13 protein-coding genes and 1 pseudogene are annotated in these 21,999 nt (G+C 45.8%); 8 read left to right on the top strand and 6 right to left on the bottom strand.

Annotated elements, in window-relative coordinates:
- Positions 1–103 precede the first annotated feature (103 nt).
- Positions 104–2,017, bottom strand: coding sequence for a methyl-accepting chemotaxis protein (locus VIB_RS17105; RefSeq protein ID WP_050782758.1), 1,914 nt, complete (start codon positions 2,015–2,017; stop codon positions 104–106).
- A gap of 287 nt (positions 2,018–2,304) precedes the next feature.
- Between VIB_RS17105 and VIB_RS14295 the strand changes: the two genes are divergently transcribed.
- Genes VIB_RS14295 through VIB_RS14270 form a run of 6 tightly spaced genes read left to right on the top strand, consistent with a single transcriptional unit; the run spans position 2,305 to position 9,132 of the window.
- Positions 2,305–3,261: an AAA family ATPase gene (locus tag VIB_RS14295; protein WP_004396914.1), complete on the top strand. Its 957-nt coding sequence runs from the start codon at positions 2,305–2,307 to the stop codon at positions 3,259–3,261.
- Positions 3,262–3,270: 9 nt separating this feature from the next.
- On the top strand, positions 3,271–4,200 hold the full coding sequence (locus tag VIB_RS14290; protein ID WP_004396913.1) for a DUF58 domain-containing protein: 930 nt from the start codon (positions 3,271–3,273) through the stop codon (positions 4,198–4,200).
- Between the two features lie 5 nt (positions 4,201–4,205).
- Positions 4,206–4,691 (top strand): DUF4381 domain-containing protein, encoded by a 486-nt coding sequence (locus VIB_RS14285; protein ID WP_040905250.1) that lies wholly within the window; start codon positions 4,206–4,208, stop codon positions 4,689–4,691.
- Positions 4,678–5,646 (top strand): vWA domain-containing protein, encoded by a 969-nt coding sequence (locus VIB_RS14280; RefSeq protein ID WP_004396912.1) that lies wholly within the window; start codon positions 4,678–4,680, stop codon positions 5,644–5,646. The genes VIB_RS14285 and VIB_RS14280 overlap by 14 nt, the downstream gene beginning before the upstream one ends.
- Positions 5,639–7,489 carry a VWA domain-containing protein gene (locus VIB_RS14275; protein WP_004396911.1) on the top strand — a complete coding sequence of 617 codons (1,851 nt, stop codon included), beginning with the start codon at positions 5,639–5,641 and terminating at the stop codon, positions 7,487–7,489. The genes VIB_RS14280 and VIB_RS14275 overlap by 8 nt, the downstream gene beginning before the upstream one ends.
- Positions 7,489–9,132, top strand: a complete 1,644-nt coding sequence (locus VIB_RS14270; protein WP_004396910.1) for a BatD family protein — start codon at positions 7,489–7,491, stop codon at positions 9,130–9,132. Before VIB_RS14275 ends, VIB_RS14270 begins: the two co-directional genes overlap by 1 nt.
- Positions 9,133–9,170: 38 nt before the next feature.
- Here VIB_RS14270 and VIB_RS14265 read toward each other — a convergent pair whose 3' ends face one another.
- From VIB_RS14265 to astA, 3 genes are all read right to left on the bottom strand, one after another.
- Positions 9,171–11,312 (bottom strand): sensor domain-containing diguanylate cyclase, encoded by a 2,142-nt coding sequence (locus VIB_RS14265; RefSeq protein ID WP_050782757.1) that lies wholly within the window; start codon positions 11,310–11,312, stop codon positions 9,171–9,173.
- 309 nt (positions 11,313–11,621) lie between these two features.
- A complete protein-coding gene (gene astB / locus VIB_RS14260) occupies positions 11,622–12,965 on the bottom strand; it encodes an N-succinylarginine dihydrolase (protein ID WP_004396908.1) in 1,344 nt (447 codons plus the stop codon).
- A gap of 39 nt (positions 12,966–13,004) precedes the next feature.
- The gene (gene astA / locus VIB_RS14255) at positions 13,005–14,048 is read right to left on the bottom strand and encodes an arginine N-succinyltransferase (RefSeq protein ID WP_004396907.1); all 1,044 of its coding nucleotides are present in this window, start codon (positions 14,046–14,048) and stop codon (positions 13,005–13,007) included.
- Between the two features lie 925 nt (positions 14,049–14,973).
- Between astA and VIB_RS14250 the strand changes: the two genes are divergently transcribed.
- Together VIB_RS14250 and VIB_RS14245 are read left to right on the top strand one after the other, a co-directional pair.
- Entirely contained in the window at positions 14,974–16,182 is a 1,209-nt protein-coding gene (locus tag VIB_RS14250; protein WP_040905244.1) for a NupC/NupG family nucleoside CNT transporter, read from the top strand.
- A 442-nt stretch (positions 16,183–16,624) separates the two neighbouring features.
- Positions 16,625–19,159 carry a zinc-dependent metalloprotease gene (locus VIB_RS14245; protein WP_004396905.1) on the top strand — a complete coding sequence of 845 codons (2,535 nt, stop codon included), beginning with the start codon at positions 16,625–16,627 and terminating at the stop codon, positions 19,157–19,159.
- A gap of 123 nt (positions 19,160–19,282) precedes the next feature.
- Here VIB_RS14245 and VIB_RS14240 read toward each other — a convergent pair.
- Positions 19,283–20,415: pseudogene (locus tag VIB_RS14240) on the bottom strand (conjugal transfer protein TraF).
- 131 nt (positions 20,416–20,546) lie between these two features.
- Positions 20,547–21,917, bottom strand: coding sequence for a DEAD/DEAH box helicase (locus VIB_RS14235; RefSeq protein ID WP_040905241.1), 1,371 nt, complete (start codon positions 21,915–21,917; stop codon positions 20,547–20,549).
- Positions 21,918–21,999: the final 82 nt, after the last annotated feature.

Here is a 21,999-nt window from a genome sequence, read left to right as displayed (position 1 = left end):
TTGAGAGTAATAATGGTAGTGACTATGACTCGATTTTTAGGTAGAAAAAATATAAAAAAGCCCCTAGTTTTAGGGGCGATGTTGATTGAAAAGAGAGTAAAATTTAAACCTTAAACCGACCGACTCTATTCTGTAGACCCGTCGCTAAACGTGCCAACTCATCACTGGCCGCCGCAATATGGGTTGAGCCATCGGATAATTGCTCTACCCCACCGCTGATTCGGTTGAGTGTTTGGTTTACATCATCAGCCACTATTGATTGTTGCTCGGTTGCCGTCGCAATTTGGATGTTCATGTCATTGATCGTAATGATTGCGGTGGTAATTTCACGCAGCTTTTCCGAAGCCTGTTCGGCCCAGTCGACCACTTCATTGGCCTTACGATAACCACCATCCATGACTTGCGAAGCATTCTTCGACGCTGATTGTAGTTTCTCAATAATGTCACGAATTTCTTCGGTAGAACTTTGCGTACGTGTCGCCAATGTTCGAACCTCATCTGCAACCACCGCAAAGCCTCGGCCATGTTCACCAGCTCGAGCAGCTTCAATTGCTGCGTTAAGAGCCAGTAAGTTCGTTTGCTCAGCGATGCTACGAATCACCTCAAGCACTTTGCCGATAGAATCTGCGTCTTGCTGCAGTTTCTCTATCACATTAACCGCGGTTTGTACTTCTTTCGCTAAGGATAGAACTTCATTAGTGGTTTTCGTCACCACGACTTCGCCTTCTTGAGCAAATTTACTTGAACGGTCCGCTGCTTGAGCCGCATTACCGGCATTTTCTGCAACTTGGTTCACCGTTGCGGCCATTTCTGTCATCGCGGTAGCCACTTGATCCGTTTCGTGACGTTGTTTCTGTACTTGATCATTCGCTTCTCGGCTTGAAACCGCCAATTGCTCAGCCGCGGCACCTAACTGGATGGAAGCTTCAGCCACTTGTTTTACCAAGCTATGCACCCCGCCCACAAACGCGTTAAAGCTGCGCGCCAAATCACCAAACTCATCGTGGCGCTCTTCATTAAGACGCTGAGTTAAATCACCATCTCCCGCGGCAATTTGCTCTAGTGCCTCACGTGTTTCGTTGATTGGTCTGACAATCATTTTGGCGACCAACAGAATGATGACAATTAATAAAATCAAGGTCACCGCAAAAGCCAGTAACAAGGTGACCGTTAATTCACGTGCCGTAGAGATAATATCATCGTACGGTTGAGCAACAGCAAGCGACCAGCCAGGGGTATTCGCAACTGGATGGTAAGCCACCATATAATGTTGCTTATTTTCTAAATACAGATCGGTTAACCCTGATTGACCAGCAACCATTAAGCGACTCATTTGTGCGTAAGCCGCGTTGCTGTCCTGAGTTGCATTATCTTTTAGGCGTTTGGCTGCTGTTTTGTGTGCCACATACACACCGCGCGAGTCAACCAGCCACGCTTCTGAATTATTGGTAGCGACACTATCAACCAGTTGAGTCAAAGTATTGAGCGTTACGGTTGCGGCTAATAAACCAATCACTTCACCACGATGATTTTTTACCACATGAGCCAAAACAATGATCGCATTGCCTGAAGTTCCCGAATAAAGCGGGTCACTGACCAGTGACTGCTGAGTTTTTTGTACCACTAACTGCTGAAAGTAACCACGATCGGCTCGACTCGCAACAACGCCGTTGTGGTGGTAAGCATCCCCTTTTAAATCGACAAAGAACATCACTTCAAATTCTGAACTCATGTTTTTGCCAAAGTGTTTAACGTAGTTAAAAATGGCTTGCGTATCTCCGGAAGCTAACGTCTCGGTTTGTGCTAAAGAGCGGACGACCGCCATGCGGGCTTCTACCCAACTGCTGACCATTTCCGAACTACTTTGCGCCGTACGGCTGACTGATGTTTCTCCTAACCCCACCACTCTGGAGCTGACTTGATTGGTTACTATCCAAGCAGCCAGTAACAAACTGATGGTCAAAGGAATACTGAACACAATGATCAGCCTTGATGTCATTCTTAATTTTTTGAGCATGGGATCCTCTTCACCAAACAATGTCTGCTGAGACTAATAAAATCGAAATTTTGCTACTTAGAGGTTTAGCACAAAACCATTAAAAATCACGAAATGGATTGCAATTTGGTGAGTATTCTTCCAATCATTTATTTATATACCGAACTTAGTCCCATTTCTCATCGTAATGTCGGCGTCGAAATCATCACCAATCGGTTCAAGTACCGCATTTTTTTGCTGTATTGGTGGGAACTTTTCGGGTAATACATTGACCAAAAGCTGATTTTTCTATCGGGAGTTTAAGGTCAATGCAGTTAACTACCTTCCAAACACTACAAGACTATTTAAACCAGCAAGTGATTGGTCAATCTTCATTAATCCAACAGTTGCTAATTGCTTTACTGGCGGATGGGCATATTTTGGTTGAAGGCCCCCCAGGATTAGCAAAAACTCGTGCGGTAAAATCACTGGCTGAATGCATTGAAGGCGAGTTTCATCGTATACAATTTACCCCTGATTTACTGCCAGCAGACTTAACCGGTACCGATATTTTCCGCCCAGAAACGGGAGAATTCACCTTCCAACCTGGGCCTATTTTTCATTCACTGGTTCTCGCTGATGAGATCAACCGTGCTCCTGCCAAGGTACAAGCGGCAATGCTAGAAGCAATGGCTGAAAAGCAGATCACCGCAGGTCGTAAAACCTACCCACTACCGCCACTTTTTCTGGTGATGGCGACACAAAACCCGATTGAGCAAGAAGGGACTTATCCTTTACCTGAGGCGCAGTTGGATCGGTTTTTATTGCATTTAGAAGTTGGCTATCCTGATGCTGAACATGAATTGGCTATTTTGCGTCTTAACCGTGGAGAAGCTCTGGGACAGCGTTCTATTACTCCGCCCGTCTTGAGTCAATCGGATATTTTCTCTGCTCGACAAACCGTACTCAATATCCATATGGCTGAGGCCATCGAGCAGTATATTATCCGCCTTATCATGGCCACCCGTCATCCCAGTGAGTATGACTCAACACTAGCTCAATGGATTGAGATGGGGGTTAGCCCACGCGCAACCATCGCCTTAGACCGTTGTGCTCGTGCTCATGCTTGGCTCAGTGGCAGAGACTTTGTCAGCCCGGAGGATGTTCAAGCGATGATCTATCCCGTGCTTCGCCATCGATTACTGTTAACTTATCAAGCACAAGCAGAAGGCATCACGCCTAACCAAGTTATTGCTCACTTACTGACATTAGTCGGCAGCGCCTAGGATAAATAGATGACCAATCTTTCTCTATCATCATTACCTGAGCACGCCAATGGCGTTACCTTATGCCTTGAAGAACTACTGCCTTACCAGCAACAGGCCGTGAAATGGCTCCCTCCAGCTAAAAGTTTGTGGGCTCCATTGCTCGGTCAGCACCAAAGCCGTCAACTTGGCCGTGGGATGGATTTTGCTGAAGTGCGCCAATATCAGGCTGGCGATGATATCAGAAGCATCGATTGGCGAGTGACAGCAAGAACGGGTAAACCACACACTAAGCTCTTTTGTGAAGAGCGAGAAAAACCCGTTATTCTTTATGTCGATTTTAGCCCTTCGATGCAGTTTGGTTCAACTTTACTGTTTAAATCCGTGCAAGCCGCTCATATGGCAAGTTTAATCAGTTGGTTAGCCGTGGCGCAACAAGATCGAATTGGCGCGGTTATTGATCTTGGAAACCAGTTAATTGAACTAAAACCCACCGCTCGGCGTAATGGCGCATTGCGTATTCTATCTGAACTAGTCAGTAGACAAACACAAGCGCAGCAGACGACCACTGCGTCAAATTTTTCCATGCAGGAAGGCTTACTCACGCTTGATCGACTCTGTCCTAAAGGCAGTGAAATCATTTTACTCAGCGATTTCATACGCTATGACGATACTATGCAGCCACTCTTAAGTCGATTAAGCCGTCACAATCAAGTCCGAATAGTACAGATTGCCGATCCATTGGAGCAAGGGATCACCGCTTTTCGTGGTAGAGAGCGAGTAAGAAATAACCAACACACGCTCTGGCTCAACTTTTCAGAAAATAATACCCGCGACGGTATCAAAAAATCCTTTGAATCTCAGAAACTAAAACTAAAATTATTGAGCCAACGTATGGCAATGGACTATCGCCTACTCTCTTGTGGGCGGCCTTTGTTACCACAACTATCCGGACTCTAAATTAAATGCAGGCAGCCTCATCACTACTCGACCTTAATGCTCTTCATCTTCCTGCTTTGCCCTCTTGGTGGCCATTAGCGTGGGGATGGTGGGTAAGCGCGGCAGCCGCTGTTAGCGTTATCTTGCTGGTTGCTTTTTTGATTCACTGGAAACGTAAGCGCCTCGCTCCGAAGAAAACCGCATTACGATTACTCGGTATGCCTGCGGGTTATCAAACTCCCTCATCTGCCATCGAGTTACTGAGACAAGCCGCGCTGTGTTATTTCCCACGTGAAGACATTGCTCACCTCACGGGCCATGACTGGTACGTTTTTTTAGATAACCAATTCGGGCAACCTCTCTTTGTGCCAAATCTCACGTTATGGCAACAAGCCTTATATCAAAAACAGCCCATCGAGCATCCGGAGCGTTTGGTTGCGGATTGCTACTTGTGGATAGATAAAGCATTGCCCCCGAAAAAGAGGAGTTTAGGAAACCTTGGCAAACGTTGAATTTGTATGGTGGTGGCTGTGGGCTTTACTGCCACTGCCACTGTTGGTGTACTTTTTTTTACCGCCGCAACCACCCACTACTGCAGTACCTCTCACTTATCTTCCTCCGTCCAGTGATAACCACCAACCACAGCAATGGCTGATGAAAGGTTTGGTGCTAACACTTTGGATATGCCTCGTCGCAGCGGCAGCACGCCCTGTTTGGTATGGTGAACCCATTACACACTCTCAGCCTCATAGAGATATGATGTTGGTGGTCGACCTGTCTTATTCTATGAATCAAAAAGACATGCAAATAGGCGATGACTATATCGATCGTCTCACGGCAGTCAAACAGGTACTTAGTGACTTTATCGCTCAGCGGCAAGGCGATCGCCTCGGACTGATTTTTTTTGCGGATCACGCCTACTTACAAACACCGCTCACTCTCGATAGAACCACGGTCGCTCAACAGCTTAATCAAGCCGTTTTACGTCTGATCGGCACTCAAACTGCCATCGGCGATGGTATTGGCCTTGCGACCAAAACCTTTATTGAGAGTGATGCCCCGCAGCGGGTGATGATCCTCCTCAGTGATGGCAGTAACAATGCCGGCGTACTTGATCCTATCGAAGCCGCACACATCGCTAAACAGTATCACACCACGATTTACACGGTGGGCGTGGGGGCTGGTGAAATGATGGTAAGAGATTTTTTTATGACGCGTCGTATTAATACTGCTGAAGATCTTGATGAAGAAACATTACAAAAGATTGCCGACTTGACGGGGGGACAGTATTTCAGAGCGCGCGATAAACACGATTTACAGACCATTTATCAGACGATCGATAAACTTGAACCGATTCAGCAAGCGACTCATGTTTGGCGACCTCAAAAAGAAATATTCAGCTATCCGTTAGCACTAAGTTTGTTACTTTCTATCATTTTGATGATGCTGAGGAGACATCATGTCTGAATTTATGTTTCTTTCGCCCCTATGGTTACTCGGGATCCTACCTGTTGGCCTCGTGCTTATTTGGCTTTTGCGATACGCCACAACCACACCTCTCATTGCCCCCCATTTGGCCCAAGCATTAGGGTTAGCGGGTCGTCAGCGGCAATCACTTGTTTTGGGTGGGCTCGGTGTATGCTGGCTAATCGCCCTCATTGCTTTAGCAGGACCTAGTTTTGAAAAACAGCCTCGGCCAAGTTATAGCCAGCAGAGTGGCCGTGTCGTGGTGATGGACATGTCACGCTCGCTGTATGCTACCGATATCAAGCCAAATCGACTGTCTCAAGCTCGTTACAAAGTGTTCGATTTACTCAACGGCTGGCAAGAAGGCAGCACAGGTTTGGTCGCCTACGCTGGGGATGCCTATATTGTCAGCCCTTTAACTACCGACACAGCCACGATTGCGAGCTTAGTTCCGAACTTATCGCCAAGTATCATGCCATTACCGGGAGCCAATGCGGCGGCAGGGGTAGCACTGGCCATTGAGATGCTCCAACAAGCGGGATTTCAACAAGGCGATATTCTATTAACCGCCGACGATCTTTCCGCCAATGAAGCATCGGCGATCTCTGCTTTAGTGCGTGGTAAACCATGGCAGTTAAGCTTGCTCGGTATCGGAACCGAAAGTGGAGCACCCATTGCTATGCCTGATGGCACACTACTCAACGATCAATATGGCCAACCGGTCATTGCTAAAACTAATTTTTCACTGATGCAAGATTTAGCTAACGAAGTGCAAGGCTTATTCGTTGCTTATCGAGGAGATGATCAGGATGTCACCCGTCTATTAAATGCCACTCAATCTCAGTATCAAGCTTCATTATCCACACCAGCCGAGTCACTCTCGGTGGCAATAAACCAAGGCTATTGGTTGATTTTATTGCTCATTTTACCAGCCGCATTACTATTTAGACGTGGCTATATTTGGATTGCGTTACTAACACTGAGTAGTGGCTTAACCGTTTCACCGGCACACGCCTCTGCATGGCTAAATCAAAATCAGCAAGCGCTGCGGGCTTATCAACAAGGTGATTATCAAACCGCAGCACGGTTATTTTCTCAACCAGAATGGCAAGGTGTTGCGCGCTATCAAGCCGGAGATTATCAAGGTGCGATTGACGTGCTTAGTCAAATCAAGAATCCCAGCGAGCAAGTACAATACAATCTAGCCAATGCTTTCGCCCAAGCTGGTGAGCTGACCGAAGCGCTACAACGTTATCAGCATATACTCGCCAATAATCCGCAGCATGCTGATGCGCAGCATAATTTAATGGTGGTAAAGCAAGCACTTGAACAGCAACAGCAACAGCAACAGCAACAGCAACAGCAACAGCAACAGCAACAGCAACAGCAACAGCAACAGCAACAGCAACAAGAGTCTGACGCTGACGATGCTTCGTCGCAAGCAGATTCTTCACCAACCAACGAAGCCAATCCGAGCTCTGAGAAAGAGAAAAGCTCGCCCAAAAACGATGATGACTCACATTCGTCAGCGCAATCAGAATCGCCCCAAGATAACAGCCCGAATGCAGAGCCTTCGGCTTCGTCCAATACAGATACGTTAAATGCGGATGAAAAGACATCTGACTCAGCAGCAACACCGACCGAGCCGAATGCATTAGAACCAGATTTGCCCCATGAGCCAACGGTGGATCAAACCCCAGCTAGTACACAAGAAAGCGATCCGCTACTGCGCCGTTTAGAGCAAGTCGAAAGTGCTCGCGATCCGAGTCTTTTATTACGTGCACAGCTTTATTTACAAGCTCAAGAGAAATCAACTCCCCAAAATCAAGGTAATCCATGGTGATGAAATTGTTACGACTCAACTTTTCATTTTGGCTAATGATATTGCTCACTAGCATCAGCCTCTCGGCTTATAGTGCATCGTTTTATGCTACGGTCAGCAAAAATAAAGTCGTCCAAAACGAGGGCTTTCAGCTGCGTCTTGTCAGTGATCAACCGGCCAACGCAGAAGCGATTGATTTTAGTCATCTAGAAGAGAACTTTTTTACCAGCCGCCCAAGCTTTGTGTCTTCAGTCAATATCATTAACAATCAACGTAGCCAGCGCAGCGAATGGACATTATCGCTAGCCGCCAATCGCTTAGGGATCTTAACTATCCCAAGCTTTGAGCTTAACGGCCAACGCACCGATCCCATCTCGATACAAGTCAGCGTTGATGAACAAGCACCACAGATGGATGAACTTATTCAACTACAGAGTACCTTGTCACGGGATACTCTGTATCCAGCAGAAAGTACCGTCTTAACAACTCGTCTTACCATCAAAGCGGATCGCCGCCGCTTACAAAACACCCATATCACACCACCGTCCGTAGATGGGATGACCATTGGTCAGATTGGTGAAACTCAACAATATCAGACGGTGATCGCAGGGATAGAAGCGACCATTATTGAGCAGCAGTATCGCTTAACAGCGACTCAAGCAGGGGAATATCGTTTAGTTGAACCTCGTTTTCAAGGCTCATACCTTTTAGGAAATACGTTACATGGTGGAGCGCGCATTATTCCCCTCAAGACTGAACCCAACACTTATTCATTAGTGGTTGAACCGCAGCCGAGTGACTACCAAGGGGCATGGCTACCGACCTCACAGTTGACGCTCACCGATCATTGGACCAACAGTCAAGGCACACCTATCACCGATAGCGTTTATCCTCTCGAAGTGGGAGATACTCTAACCCGAGATATTACCCTGCAAGTGGCTGGGCTCTCTGCAGAGCAGCTGCCCTCTCTTGCTCTGAGTTATCCTGATTCGATTAACGTTTACGAGCAAAAGCCACAATTCACCACTTTAGATAACGGAGATACACTGATGCAACTCAAACAGGTGTTGATCCCACGGCGAAGTGGTGAAATTCTGCTGCCTGATATCAATATTCATTGGTGGAATAGCCGCACTAAACAGGCTCAATTAAGCCAAGCGAAAGGCTTATCCCTTGATGTTTCGGCGACTCAGCCCATCAATGCTATCTCGCCCTCTGATCAGAACCATACGACAGCAGTGTCTGCTCAAACAATAGTTGTTAAAGAGGCGGGATTATGGCCTTATCTGGCCGCCTTATTGGCGACTTTCTGGCTAGTCACGCTCGGATTGTATTGGCGTTTATATCGAAAACATACCCGATTGAATGAACAAGAAACAACCAACATTCAGCCTAGCTCCGCTTGGCAACAGCTACAGAATGCCTTAACCACTCAAGATGCGATGATGATTAACCATGCACTCTCACGCTGGTTAAATGAAAGTCCATTGACTCATGTAGAGCGAGAGCAAGTACGGCAAACCCTGAATACACTGCATGAAAATAAATTTTCACTAAAAAGCCAAACGTGTGACTACCAAGCTCTTAACACGCTGATAAAACGTCTTCAGCAAGAAGCGCTAAAGCGGGCAGCCAAAACTCAGCACCCCTTAGCGAAATTATAGGATTAGACACGTTAAGACTAAGAATACCGACTTTGATATTAAGAGGAGAGGTGTTCAAACGAGTCAGGCGTAGTTGGGGTCAATTCGGCCCCAACCACGGTATTGCGTCCTTGATGCTTTGCTTGATAAAGCGCTTTATCGGCTTCAGCGTACATACGCTCAAATTGAATTTCACTCGGCGTAAAACGGGCAACAGAGTAACCAATCGAGACCGTTAAACATGAAGAAACAGGGCTAGTGTGATGTGGAATATTCTCTTGCTCGACCGCACAGCGAATCGTTTCGGCTAACGCGGCGACTTGCTGAGCATTATGCCTAGTCAGTAGCAAGACAAACTCTTCGCCGCCGATCCGGCAAAATTGCTCTCCAGCAGACTGAGTATGTTGACTGAGCACTTTACCAATCCGCATTAACGCGATGTCTCCCTCAAGATGCCCATAATAGTTATTAAATAAGCCAAAGTGGTCAATATCGAGCAAAATAACCCCATAATCAACCAGCTTAGCCGCATATTGCTCACAGGTTTGTTCTAACAAATGAGTCAACATACGCCGATTGCCTAAACGCGTCAGTGGATCCATTTTGGCCAGCAAATCCAGCTTCTCATTGGCTTTTTGTAGCTCTCGGGTACGGTTATAGATTTCACGCTCTAGGTTTTCATTCAATTCATTGATCGCTTGCTGAGCTTTAGCACGCATCAAGACTTCGGTTAAATTCGAGGCGAACATGCGGATCACTTCTCGTAACTGAGACGTTAACGGAGAGCGGCGGATCAGGTTATCAGCTGAAATAAACGCCAATGGTTTATCGTTATCAGTTAACATCGTCATCGCCGTCCAACCAAATCCAACAATTTGACTATCGTGATAGATGGGCACCGACTCTTTGAACACCACCTCATTTGGTGCTTGTTTGGCCAAAAGGACGATTTCATTATCAATCGCAGAGCTACGAAAATATGCCTCATCGACGATATTCCCTTGAATATCAGTTCCCCAAGTCCCCTGCAAATAACCGCACTGTTCATCGGTCAAAAATACTGCCATGCGATCGATACCCATGCGCTTAATCGCAAAGGCTACCGCCGTTTTACACACTTCACTCACCGTCAAACAACGCGATAATTCGACCATGCTTGCATGTAACATGCGCATGTTTTGTTCCTGCCGTTTACGAATATAAATTTGCGCCAATAACGAAGCAAAAGAACCGAGCATCTGGCGTTGATAATCACCTATCGGTTGACGACGAAAATAGTTGTCCATCGCTATCCAACCAAACACTTCTTCACCATCACGCAGCAATAGCATGCCATTCCATCCCTGCCCGATCACCTCACCTGCGGTATACAACGGCGCATCATCGATGATCACCAACGTTGAGTTTCCGTCGGCGATCGCTTCGATATATCGTGGCTCTAACTGATGTAAATCGAACTGAGTATGATGCTCACTTATCGTTCGTCCTTGCTCATCCGTCCCATAAGTGCCGCTAAAACAGCGTTTTTTGATGTCTAATAAAAATAAAGCCACTCGATCAAACCCCAGCTTATCGCGCACCGCTTCAACCGATGCACGATGCAACTCATCCAAATTGCTCGGATTTGATAAGGTAAGAGCTAATTGATGCACCAGTTTCATGTTATCAATAAAAATTTCACGCTGCGTTAACTCATCGCGATACTTAGCCTCACGGCTATCACGAAGCTTAAACTCTTGCGCAGCGTCCGTTTCGGCGCGGATACACTGCCAACGAGCCGCTATCAGCGGTAAGCATTCAAGCCCCCCCGTCGCCAATAACTGACTCACCCGCTGCTCACAGACTCCCTCAAACAAGAGATAAGTCCGTTTATCGCTGTGGTTATCGAGGGTAAATAAATACGCTTCTGATGGGATGTCCTGCTGATAATCCCAGTTGCAAGTATTAGTAGCGAGAGGGATCAGATTATCGGCACAATCAAATTGGGCGGCCCACAACCAAAACGTCTCTGGATACTGAGCCACTGACAGCGGTTGCCCTACTGTAAAAATACTCTTTGCCTGATAAGGATGAGAAGGTGCATGGAAGATGTGCATCGCCTGAGGTAAAAGTATCTGGCGTAAAAAGGGAAAGATAACCTCAGTCAACATACGATGACTACTGCAAGTCGAGAGCTGTTTTGCTAGGGTACGAGAGAACATGACCATGGCCTAAATAGAGTGTGCCTAGCGTCAAATTAGAGAATCCAGCAGCGTTACTCAATCGAATCCCATAGTCTCTGTTAACCGCGCCGCAAATTGGCTAAAAGGGTTTATGTATCTTAGAGATGAGCTGCATTTTTGAGAGGTTGTTTCCATTTTAGCGGGAAAACACAGTCATTAATTGTGAAAATTCTCAATAGTGAGAATTTTCACAGACAAGATTAACGCTTAACGCGGAAAATGATCCGGATGACCAAATATTATTGCCGATGAACAAAGAACTCACCTCTGCTCTACGGATTCAATGTATTAGGCTTGCTGAAATGGATATAACGACCCGAGGCCCATGATCTGAGTTAGCTCATCAAGTGCGGTTCGATTCTCTATTAATAATTGCGGATCAGCCAAATCCGCTTCAAGTAATCGATCGCGATAATGCTTTTTCACCCATTGATTGAGCGTTTCAAAACGTTGATCATCCATTAAGCATCGGGAGTTAATGGCTTTAAGCTCTGATGCATTGAGGACAACACGCAAACGCAAACAAGCTGGGCCGCCGCCATTACACATACTTTCGCGCAGATCAAACACCTTAACTTCATCAATCGGGCCACCGCTGGTGATCAATTGCTGCAGATACGCCCACACTCGCGGGTTTTGACGAGACTCTTCAGGAACGACAATCAGCATTTTGCCATTGGCTTTGGTTAATAGCTGGCTGTTAAACAAGTAACTGTCTACCGCATCTTGCACCGCAACTAACTCGGTCGGAACTTCAATCGGGATAAATGGGCTGTCTAAGGCATTCAGTTTTTGCTCTAGCTCAGCAAAAGCACGCGCTTGATCGAGAAACGCTTGCTGATGATGGAACAATACCGGTCCATTGCTAACCGCAATCACATCATTATGAAAAACCCCTTGGTCGATCACCGCTGGATTTTGCTGGATAAACACTCGCTGCGCAGCGTTTAATTGATGCAACCGTGCCACTGCTTCACTCGCTTCACGAGTTTGTCGAGCAGGAAAACGCTGTGGTTCAACGGCTCCTCCCCATGCTTGACGACCGTACACAAACAGCTCAACCCCAGGCGCAGTATAATCACGGCATAACCGATTATGATTTGCCGCCCCTTCATCACCGAAAAGAGCTTGCTGAGGCAGCGCAGCATGGTGGACAAAATGCTCAGCAGAAGAAAATACCGCTTGCAGTGCTCGGCGGGTTGTCGTGGCCTCAATTGAACGATGAAATTTATTATTCAGATTAGCAACCGTAAAATGAACTTTGCTATCGGCCGTATCTGCCGAAGGAGAAACCGTCGCAGCATTAGCGACCCACATCGATGAAGCGGAGCTTACGTTGGCTAAAAGCTGCGGAGCTTGCTTGGCAACTTTAGCCAGTATTTGCTCATCGCGTCCACTAAAACCCAATTCACGCAAAGTCGCCATACAAGGGCGTTCTTGGGGAGGTAATATGCCCTGTACAAACCCCATATCATGAAGTGCTTTCATCTTGCTGAGCCCTTGCAGCGCAGCTAGCTGTGGATTAGAAGCCGCATTTTTATTTGAAGTTGACGCAACATTACCAAACGACAGTCCTGCGTAATTATGAGTAAGCCCAACCAGACCATCAAAATTCACTTCATAAGCTGACATAGACAACGTCCTTATTATTATTGATTTTAAAAGAGGAAATTAACAACTCGCGGTCACGCGCGGCTGCGCAAATAATGGGGCAATTCTGACTTTATCACCTTGCTGTACTTGTAATTGATCCGCTTGCTCAGCCGTCAGCGAGATTTGCTGATCAACGTATTGCGCATTACTGATCATCGCTCGATAATGGTGATAATTAAGATTACCAATCAACCATGTAACCTCCCCTTGTGGTGGCGAGTCACTGATCAATACCTCACATAACTCACTATCACGAACCATGCGTAAGTCATCAATGTACGCTTCCAGAGTCGGGCCGGCATCGAAAATATCGATGTAGCCTTCATAACGCATCCCTTCATCTTCAAGAATTTTACGCGCAGGCTCAGTGTTAGGGTGCACCTTAGCAATCACTTGCTGAGCAGGCTCCGATAAAAAATCGACATACAGAGGATGTTTTGGCATTAATTCGGCAATGAATGCCTTTTGGCCAATCCCCGTTAAATGATCCGCTTGGCTAAAATCAATCGAAAAGAATCGTCGGCCGAGGCTTTCCCAGAACGGTGAATGGCCACTATCATCAGAGACGCCTCGCATCTCAGCAATCAATTTATCAGTGAAATGTTCTCGGAAACTGGCCATAAACAGCAGCCGGCTTTTCGATAATAAATGGCCATGTTTACCTAATCGAAAATCAGGATCGAGAAAGAGTGTGCACAGCTCACTGCATCCCGTATGATCATTACTTAAAAATAAGGTCGGCATTTGGTTATAAACATCCAGCTCTTTGGAGGCATGCACCAAAGTCCCAACCCGAAAATCGTACCACGGTTCATTTAAACCAATCGCCACTTCTAAACCACTCACACCAACCACTTGCTGAGTTTCTGTCTCTTCCAAGACAAACAGATAACCTTGATCATGCAGCGGCGCTTCTCCTTGCCAAGTCGCCAGCATTCTTTCAATTCGCTGCGCTAAACGCTGTTCATGATGAGGTAACGAAGTGAATCCCACTCCGGTTTTTTTAGCTAAGGCTAGCAATGCGGGTTTGTCATCCCTAGTCACTGGGCGAATAAGCATCATAACTTGAATCCTTGTTGTGATGGGCTATGTTCTTGTTCGTAAGCGAAGAACATAACCATGCAAAATAGCCACACAAATAATTCTTACTGTCTACTCATCACTAAAAATGCATTATTTTTGACACGTTATGCTAACAAGTAAGGATTATTATCCAAAAGTGCTACTATTTATTTAAAACTTGGTGGTTATTGCTAAACATTGATTAACTTTGTCGTGTTTACATAGTAAATTCAAATAAAGAAAAATATCAACACTTTTAACAAAAAACCAACCATATACAAGACAAAAATTAACTTAATAGACTGAAAAGTAAATACATTATCTCGATAAATAACGACAATAATTTAAGCTATTTATACTTATTTCCCCTCATCTATCTAAATCTATTGGTTCAATAATTACTCTACGGTGAATACAAATCGAACGCTGGAAAAAGAAAAGTTAATCATTATTAATGCATAGCCATGCTACATATTCGTTACTCTCTTCATTGATTATTTTGCTTAGCAAGGCGTTATTTCAGAGATAACGCTTTATATAGAAATATCATAAAATGATGATCCAATAAAAATATGGCAGGGAATGTTCAAAGCAACCGATTACTTAGCTTAATGGGTGAAAGAATCGAAACTGCGCATCCATTAATTGAATAAATGTGATGAAAATCTCTTTTTGTACCGCTATACTCCGCGCTCGGTGTGCATCCGAACTCACCAATACAAGCCGTCATATGGAATAGTGAACGACCCTAGGATAGGACCAGCTCGTTAACTTTGCTTGTAAAGGTGCTTTATGAACAGACAACGGCGACCGCTTAGGTCATTACTTCCCTCCTACACTGCTAGCCAGTGCCGTAGCCTGTTCCCGCCTTTTATAAACATGACACCCACTCTCTTTCCATTCATTCACGACATCGAAAAAAATTATGACGATTATCTTTAGCTTATTGGGCATGCTGGTCTTGCTCGCTTTGGCGTATCTGCTCTCTGAGAAACGCGCGATTATTAATTGGAAAACGGTTTCACGAGCATTATTACTGCAAGTTAGTTTTGCGGCTCTGGTCTTGTACTTTCCTTGGGGACAAGCCGCCCTTGGTGCGCTCAGTCAAGGGGTTGCAAGTCTGTTAGGCTTTGCTGATGTAGGCATCGCCTTCTTATTTGGTGATTTAGCCAATACTGGGTTTATCTTTGCAATTCGTGTTTTGCCGATCATTATCTTTTTTAGCGCGCTTATCTCTGCGCTGTACTATTTAGGCATTATGCAAAAAGTCATCGCTTGGTTAGGCGGCGGGATCCAGCGCTTTTTAGGCACCAGCAAAGCCGAGTCTTTAGTCGCTACAGGCAACATTTTCTTGTCACAAGGTGAATCCCCGCTATTAGTACGTCCCTTTTTGCCTAAATTAACCCGCTCAGAACTATTTGCGGTGATGACTGGCGGTATGGCTTCTGTAGCGGGTAGTGTGCTCGGAGGCTATGCAGGACTCGGTATTGAGCTAAAATATCTGATTGCCGCTAGCTTTATGGCGGCGCCAGGTAGCTTGCTCATGGCGAAAATCATCGTTCCTGAAGCAGGAAAACCGTGCGATCAGACCGATGTACACATTGATGGTAGCGAACAAAGTAATGTCATTGATGCTCTCGCAAGCGGCGCAATGAATGGCATGAAGGTGGCGGTCGCGGTCGGAACCATGCTTATCGCTTTTGTCAGCGTGATCGCGATGGTTAATACTGGGTTAGAGAGCTTTGCTGAGCTGTTTGGTTTACAAGGCATCACTTTACAGCTCTTACTTGGCTATCTATTTGCACCACTGGCTTGGATACTCGGCATCCCGGCCCATGAAATGATTCAAGCGGGCTCTTACATCGGTCAAAAAGTGATCATGAATGAGTTTGTGGCCTTTATTGATTTTATCCAACATAAAGATGCACTGTCTGAGTACAGCCAAGTGGTGATTACCTTTGCTTTATGTGGCTTTGCCAATATTGGTTCTATCGCGATTCAGCTTGGTTCGATTGGGGTTATGGCACCAGAACGTCGAGCAGAAGTGGCTAATTTAGGCCTGAAAGCCGTGATTGCTGGTACTCTTGCTAACCTAATGAGTGCTTGTTTGGCTGGTTTGTTTATTTCACTATAAATCTCTTAATGAAGAAGGGCTTTGCCCTTCTTCATTATCTTATCTCTCTCATTTATTTTTTAATCGCCCCCCTTTGAGAGCAAGTGAGATCTTATCTAATCTTCCCCCTTCTACGCTCAATGATCGGCTGGATTACCCACTGGGTTTTGCCAGCTATTGCATCGAGAACCTCATGATTTACTCTTTTCTACCCTCCATAAATAAACTTTATTGTTGCATAATGGTCTGATAGCCAAGCTCAATACTCGCGACTATTCAATGAGCTAGGTTTGAAGTGTGTGGTTGCCTGTGCGTCTATCGACCTGACGTTGCAGGTAGTTAGCCAGTCTAGTCATTCCCTATACGCAAATCACTCGGTGATTAGGGTAAAGGCACACAGCAAACACCGCTACCGTCTCCAATAGGAAGGGTATATCCTCCAATAATAAAGGACCGTTACCGCATGATAATGCATTCTCGTCAACGTTTAGTCACCGCGCTACTCGCTGGAGCACTATTAAGCTCCTCACCGCTATGGGCTGAAGAGCCTACTACCGATGACTCCATGAGTTACAGCAGTATTGTTGAAACCATGAGTCATAAAGAAGGTTTCCTTACTTTTTATCGCGACCAAACTACCGGTGAAACGTTATTTGCCATCAATGAATCACAGCTCAACCAGCCAATGATTTATCTCGCCCAAAGTCTGGATGGTATTGTTGAAGCAGGACATTTTCGGGGCAACTTTCGTGAAACTCGCGTCATCGAGTTTCGCCGTTATTTCGATAGAATTGATATCGTTGCGTTGAATCCTCGTTTTCAATTTGATCCCAATAACCCTCTTTCCCGCGCAGCTAACGCGAATATTAGTCAAGCGACACTGGCAACCCTACCGATCATTGCCGAGGAAGAAGGGCAAATCCTACTCAGCGCGGATCGATTATTCATCGGCGATGCACTGCATAAACTAACGCCAACTCTCGACAGACGTTCATCAGGAGCAGGGTTCATGATGGGTGAACTGCTCGAACATCGCTCGCGTTTTAGCGCGGAGCGCGTCTATCCACGTAATGTCGACGTGGTAATCGACTATGTATTCTTAAACAATGAGCCACAAGAGAGCTCGGCGGCTCAAGCCGATGCGCGGATCACGCAGATCCGTCTTCAACATTCATTGATTGCACTGCCTGAGAATGACTATCAACCACGCGCTGATGACGCACGGATTGGCTACTTTACTCAATCGTTTGATCGGATGACCGATAGCAGTTGGGCACCTTATGGTGATGTGATTAATCGCTGGCACTTGGAGAAAAAACACCCAGAGCAAGCGCTCTCAGAACCCGTAGAACCCATTGTGTGGTGGATAGAAAATACGACACCTCATGAGTGGCGAGAGGCGATTCGCCAAGGGGTAGAAGGATGGAATATCGCCTTTGAAGCTGCGGGATTTAAAAATGCACTGGTCGTCAAAGAGCAGCCGGATGATGCCGAGTGGGAAGCGGGAGATATTAATTATAACGTACTACGCTGGACCTCTTCTCCTCAACCTCTGTTTGGCGGTTACGGCCCTTCGCTGGCGAACCCTTTAACCGGTGAAATTATTGCCGCAAACATCATGTTAGAGCATATTTTTCTGTCTAATGTTTGGTTAACCGAGCAAGTGTTCGCGCCTGTCAATCCAACTCAGCAAACGCACACTCATACCATTAACGGACAACCAGTGCATTGCTCTGCCGCCCATTCTCTACAGCAAGGTTTAATGATGGCAAGAGCAACTTATGGTTTGCCAACCGGAGAAGCGTTTGCCGACAATGAACGTTTACAGCAAGGATTACGCCATTTAGTGATGCACGAAGTGGGGCATACCTTGGGGCTGAATCATAATATGAAGTCTCATTCTTTATGGGATAATGAACAAATTCACGATAAATCGCTGACTAAAGGGGTATTGTCGGGATCGGTAATGGATTACGCACCGATTAACTTAGCCCCCGTAGGTAAACCTCAAGGTGATTATTACAGTTACTTACCTGGGCCTTACGATATCTGGGCGATTGAATATGGCTACTCAGCAGCGCTGGCTGATCCTGAACAAGAGTCACAACGCCTAGAAAGTATTTTACAGCGTTCCCATCAGCCTGAATTGGCATTTGCTAACGATGCGGATGATATGCGCTTTCCTGGCGTCCACATCGATCCTCGGGCAATGATTGGCGCCCACAGCTCAGACCCTATCACTTATGCGACACAACGTTTTGAGCTGATTAAGCACACCTACCCTCAATTATTGCAAACGGCGCGCGTACCTGGTCAATCCCATCAACAACTGTTGATTAGCGCCAATGTGCTCTTTAATCACTATCTCAATCAAGCCAATGTTGTTTCGCGCTATATCGGTGGTATTTATGTTGAGCGAGCGGTGGTTGGACAAGATCCACAAGTCAAACCATTTACTCCCGTCGCACTTGCTGATCAACAGCGCGCGATGCGTACCTTAGCAAACTATGTCTTTGCCCCCGATGTCTTGCAAGAAATGATGCCGCTACTCAATTATATGCAGCCTCAACGACGCGGATTTGCTCGATACGGTATCAATGAGGATCCGAAACCTCACCAACGCCTCTTTGCTATGCAGCAAATGATCCTCGATCATCTATTGCATCCTAACGTCACGATGCGTCTCAGCGATAGTCGATTGTATGGTAATCAATACAGCGTCAATCAGATGCTCAGTGAATTAACTAACGCCATTTTTGTCGATGCCAGACAAGTCAACAGCATCAGTCAAATGCTGCAGGTTAGCTATGTGCAACGCCTGATTGTGATCGCAAATCTTGATAAAGAGAATGAAAGTGAGCACGATTTTGTGACTCGCTCTGAGGCCTTAGCTCAACTCCACACGATTCGTAAAATGCGCCTTTCAAGACACGTGAGCGATGAAGTGAAAAATCATTATCAGTTTATTAATCAGATAATAAATAACGCATTGAAATAAAATAAAAAACCGCTTCAACGTCGAGTAGACCTGAAGCGGTTATACATGTCAAAGCGGCGAGCATAGGCCCGCCGCTTTATCTCTATTTAGACAAGAGCATCACTCTACGCGATAAATATCAGCTTAAAAAGTCAGCGAAAGGTTAGCGGCAACCCCCATCTGATGTTTACCAGCGTAGTTCCCTGCTAAATCAAAGCGCACCACATCAAACGGACTAAAACCAATACCTGCGGTAATAGCATTATCAAGATTACTTTCTAAATCAATCTCATAGCCAGCTCGTAACTGTGCCCAACGCCATGCATTACCTTCACAATACCAAAGCGTAAGAACTGGGTATCATCTCCTTTGCCGTCAAAACGAGATTGTTTGGTGAGATCTAAATCCACAGCAGCGGTGAAAGCATCGGTGACATAACCACCCGATACGGTAACTTGAGTGTCCAATTTGTATTGATTGATGCCATTAAATGTCGTGATTTTTTGACTAAACAGATCTTTTACCGCCACACCTGCGCGATAGTTATCTTTTAGCCACACGACACCTAAATCGAGGTTAAAAGCGCTGTCACTGGTTTCACTCTGATCATAATCATCTAAATCAAATTCTTTAACACTTAAGCTCTGTTGATAAGTTTTGAGTTGTTGGATTTTCGGCGCCACACCGATAGCCCATTGGTGGCCGCGATACTGCACCATTTTCGCCACTGCAAGCCCGTATTCGGAATAACCAAAAGCCATGAGATCAACACTAGAGTCTTGATAGCGATTGACCGGATCAACATCATCACTGATCTGTGCTTTCGCGAGGATCTCAACGTAGCCGCGCGCAAAAAAGTTTAATGAAACTCGGTTCATCGGAATGGCGACGGCAACACCTAAACCACCAGACACTGCAAAAGGTTTATTGTTATTTAAGTCATCTAAATAACGATTCAATCGATCTTGCGTTGCTTGTGAAGTATCACCAGCTTCAAACGCTTTGATCACATCTTGTAAATCATCAATCGTCGATAAATTATCATCGCTATCGCGCAGGTTAATACCGACCGCGGGTAATAGCACGCCAAAATCATCTCGACTACGATAAACTGCGGTTAACGCTGGGTTATAAAACGGCGCTAATAGATAATCTGAGGTAGTTACCCCAGTATTACCCATTGCATTCCCTCGCGCATCAGCGACCGCATTCGCCGCCAGCGCAGAACCAGAAAAAAACGCCCCAAGCACCACTGCCAGTTGTGTGTATTTTTGCATATCCTTATCACCTTTTACGTGAAAACACTCATCACTAAGGTTAATACACTAAAGGCTAAATCGCTAAATAACCGTCATTTTTTAAATCGCGCACTCCATAAAGTGCAGTGCGCGACTTTCATCAATCGGATTTAAGCAGATCGAGGAGCAGATTTAACGACCGGCGTATTGACTGCTGATGATGGGCGACGAGTACGATGTGACGGACTCTTTTTCGCTGAATTAGGATTGGATTTGTTCGCAGGGCGTCCCTCACCGGACGTTTGACCACGATGACCCGTATTTTGCTGAGTCGCTGTCGGCTTCTTCACTTTTTTGGGTTTTTTAGGTTTAAGCGGACGACCATCTAACTTCGATTCAGGGACAACATTAGTTGGCTCAAAACCGGCCAAACTCATTCGAGGTAACACCGTTTGAATTAAACGTTCAATAGCAAATAACTCCGGTGCTTCCAATTCACACACAAACGAGATCGCTTTACCCACTTCTCCTGCGCGACCAGTACGGCCGATACGATGGACATAATCTTCAGCCACTTTAGGCAACTCAAAATTGACCACTTGTGGCAATTGAGGAATATCAATACCACGTGCGGCAATGTCGGTGGCGACCAGAATGCGGATATCACCCGCTTTAAAATCGGCTAACGCACGGGTACGTGCGCCTTGACTTTTATTACCATGAATCGCCGCCGCAGTTAAACCTTGTTCATTTAAATACGTCGCTAAGCGGTTCGCACCATGTTTGGTACGCATAAAGACCAACACTTGTTGCCAATTACCCTCTTTGACCAATTTAACCAACATGGCTGGTTTCTTTTTCACATCAGCCGGATAAATGCACTGTTCAACGGTTCTTGCCGTTGAGTTGGCAGGGCTGACTGAAATTTCAACCGGGTTATTGACTAAACCTTTGGCAAGCTCACGGATCTCGGCCGAAAACGTTGCCGAGAATAATAAGTTCTGACGTCTTTCTGGCAGTAATTTCAGTATCTTACGAATATCACGGATAAAACCCATATCTAACATGCGATCCGCTTCATCCAAGACTAAGATTTCCAGTTGATCAAACTTGACCGCATTTTGGTTATACAGATCCATCAATCGACCAGGGGTAGCCACTAAAATATCCGCCCCTTTACACATCCGCTGCATTTGAGGGTTGACTTTCACTCCACCAAAGACAACGGCACTGCTTAATGGCAGATGGCGACCGTAGACTAGAATACTTTCTTGAATTTGCGCAGCCAGCTCACGGGTAGGAGTAAGAATTAAAGCGCGCACCTGATTGGCTCGAACCTTTGGACCCTTTGATAAAAGCTCCAAAATAGGCAATGTAAAGCCAGCTGTTTTTCCTGTGCCAGTCTGAGCTGCTGCCATGACATCCTTGCCCTCTAATACCGCAGGAATGGCCTGCACTTGGATAGGCGAAGGCGTGTTATACCCTTTCTCTTCAATAGCTTTAAGGATTGGTGCAGAAAGACCGAGCGAGGTAAAACCCATATATGATTCTCAATAGTAATAAAATAAACAACGCGACACCGCCGCGCAAAGTCCGCCATTTTGAGGCCTTTACTATTGGGTA

It is taken from the genome of Vibrio metschnikovii CIP 69.14, assembly GCF_000176155.1.
In the GTDB taxonomy this organism is placed as follows: Bacteria; Pseudomonadota; Gammaproteobacteria; order Enterobacterales; family Vibrionaceae; genus Vibrio; species Vibrio metschnikovii.
Note: the sequence above shows the minus strand (reverse complement) of the source record. Positions and strands in the feature narration are given on the sequence as shown.

Bases quoted from the DNA above. Each gene is read 5' to 3' on its own strand.
- astA (WP_004396907.1), bottom strand. From the start codon at position 14,048: ATGATGCTTATTCGCCCAGTGACTAGGGATGACAAACCCGCATTGCTA.
- astB (WP_004396908.1), bottom strand. From the start codon at position 12,965: ATGTCAGCTTATGAAGTGAATTTTGATGGTCTGGTTGGGCTTACTCAT.
- VIB_RS14265 (WP_050782757.1), bottom strand. From the start codon at position 11,312: ATGTTCTCTCGTACCCTAGCAAAACAGCTCTCGACTTGCAGTAGTCAT.
- VIB_RS14235 (WP_040905241.1), bottom strand. From the start codon at position 21,917: ATGGGTTTTACCTCGCTCGGTCTTTCTGCACCAATCCTTAAAGCTATT.
- VIB_RS14290 (WP_004396913.1), top strand. From the start codon at position 3,271: ATGACCAATCTTTCTCTATCATCATTACCTGAGCACGCCAATGGCGTT.
- VIB_RS14270 (WP_004396910.1), top strand. From the start codon at position 7,489: ATGAAATTGTTACGACTCAACTTTTCATTTTGGCTAATGATATTGCTC.
- VIB_RS14275 (WP_004396911.1), top strand. From the start codon at position 5,639: ATGTCTGAATTTATGTTTCTTTCGCCCCTATGGTTACTCGGGATCCTA.
- VIB_RS17105 (WP_050782758.1), bottom strand. From the start codon at position 2,017: ATGCTCAAAAAATTAAGAATGACATCAAGGCTGATCATTGTGTTCAGT.
- VIB_RS14285 (WP_040905250.1), top strand. From the start codon at position 4,206: ATGCAGGCAGCCTCATCACTACTCGACCTTAATGCTCTTCATCTTCCT.
- VIB_RS14250 (WP_040905244.1), top strand. From the start codon at position 14,974: ATGACGATTATCTTTAGCTTATTGGGCATGCTGGTCTTGCTCGCTTTG.
- VIB_RS14245 (WP_004396905.1), top strand. From the start codon at position 16,625: ATGATAATGCATTCTCGTCAACGTTTAGTCACCGCGCTACTCGCTGGA.
- VIB_RS14295 (WP_004396914.1), top strand. From the start codon at position 2,305: ATGCAGTTAACTACCTTCCAAACACTACAAGACTATTTAAACCAGCAA.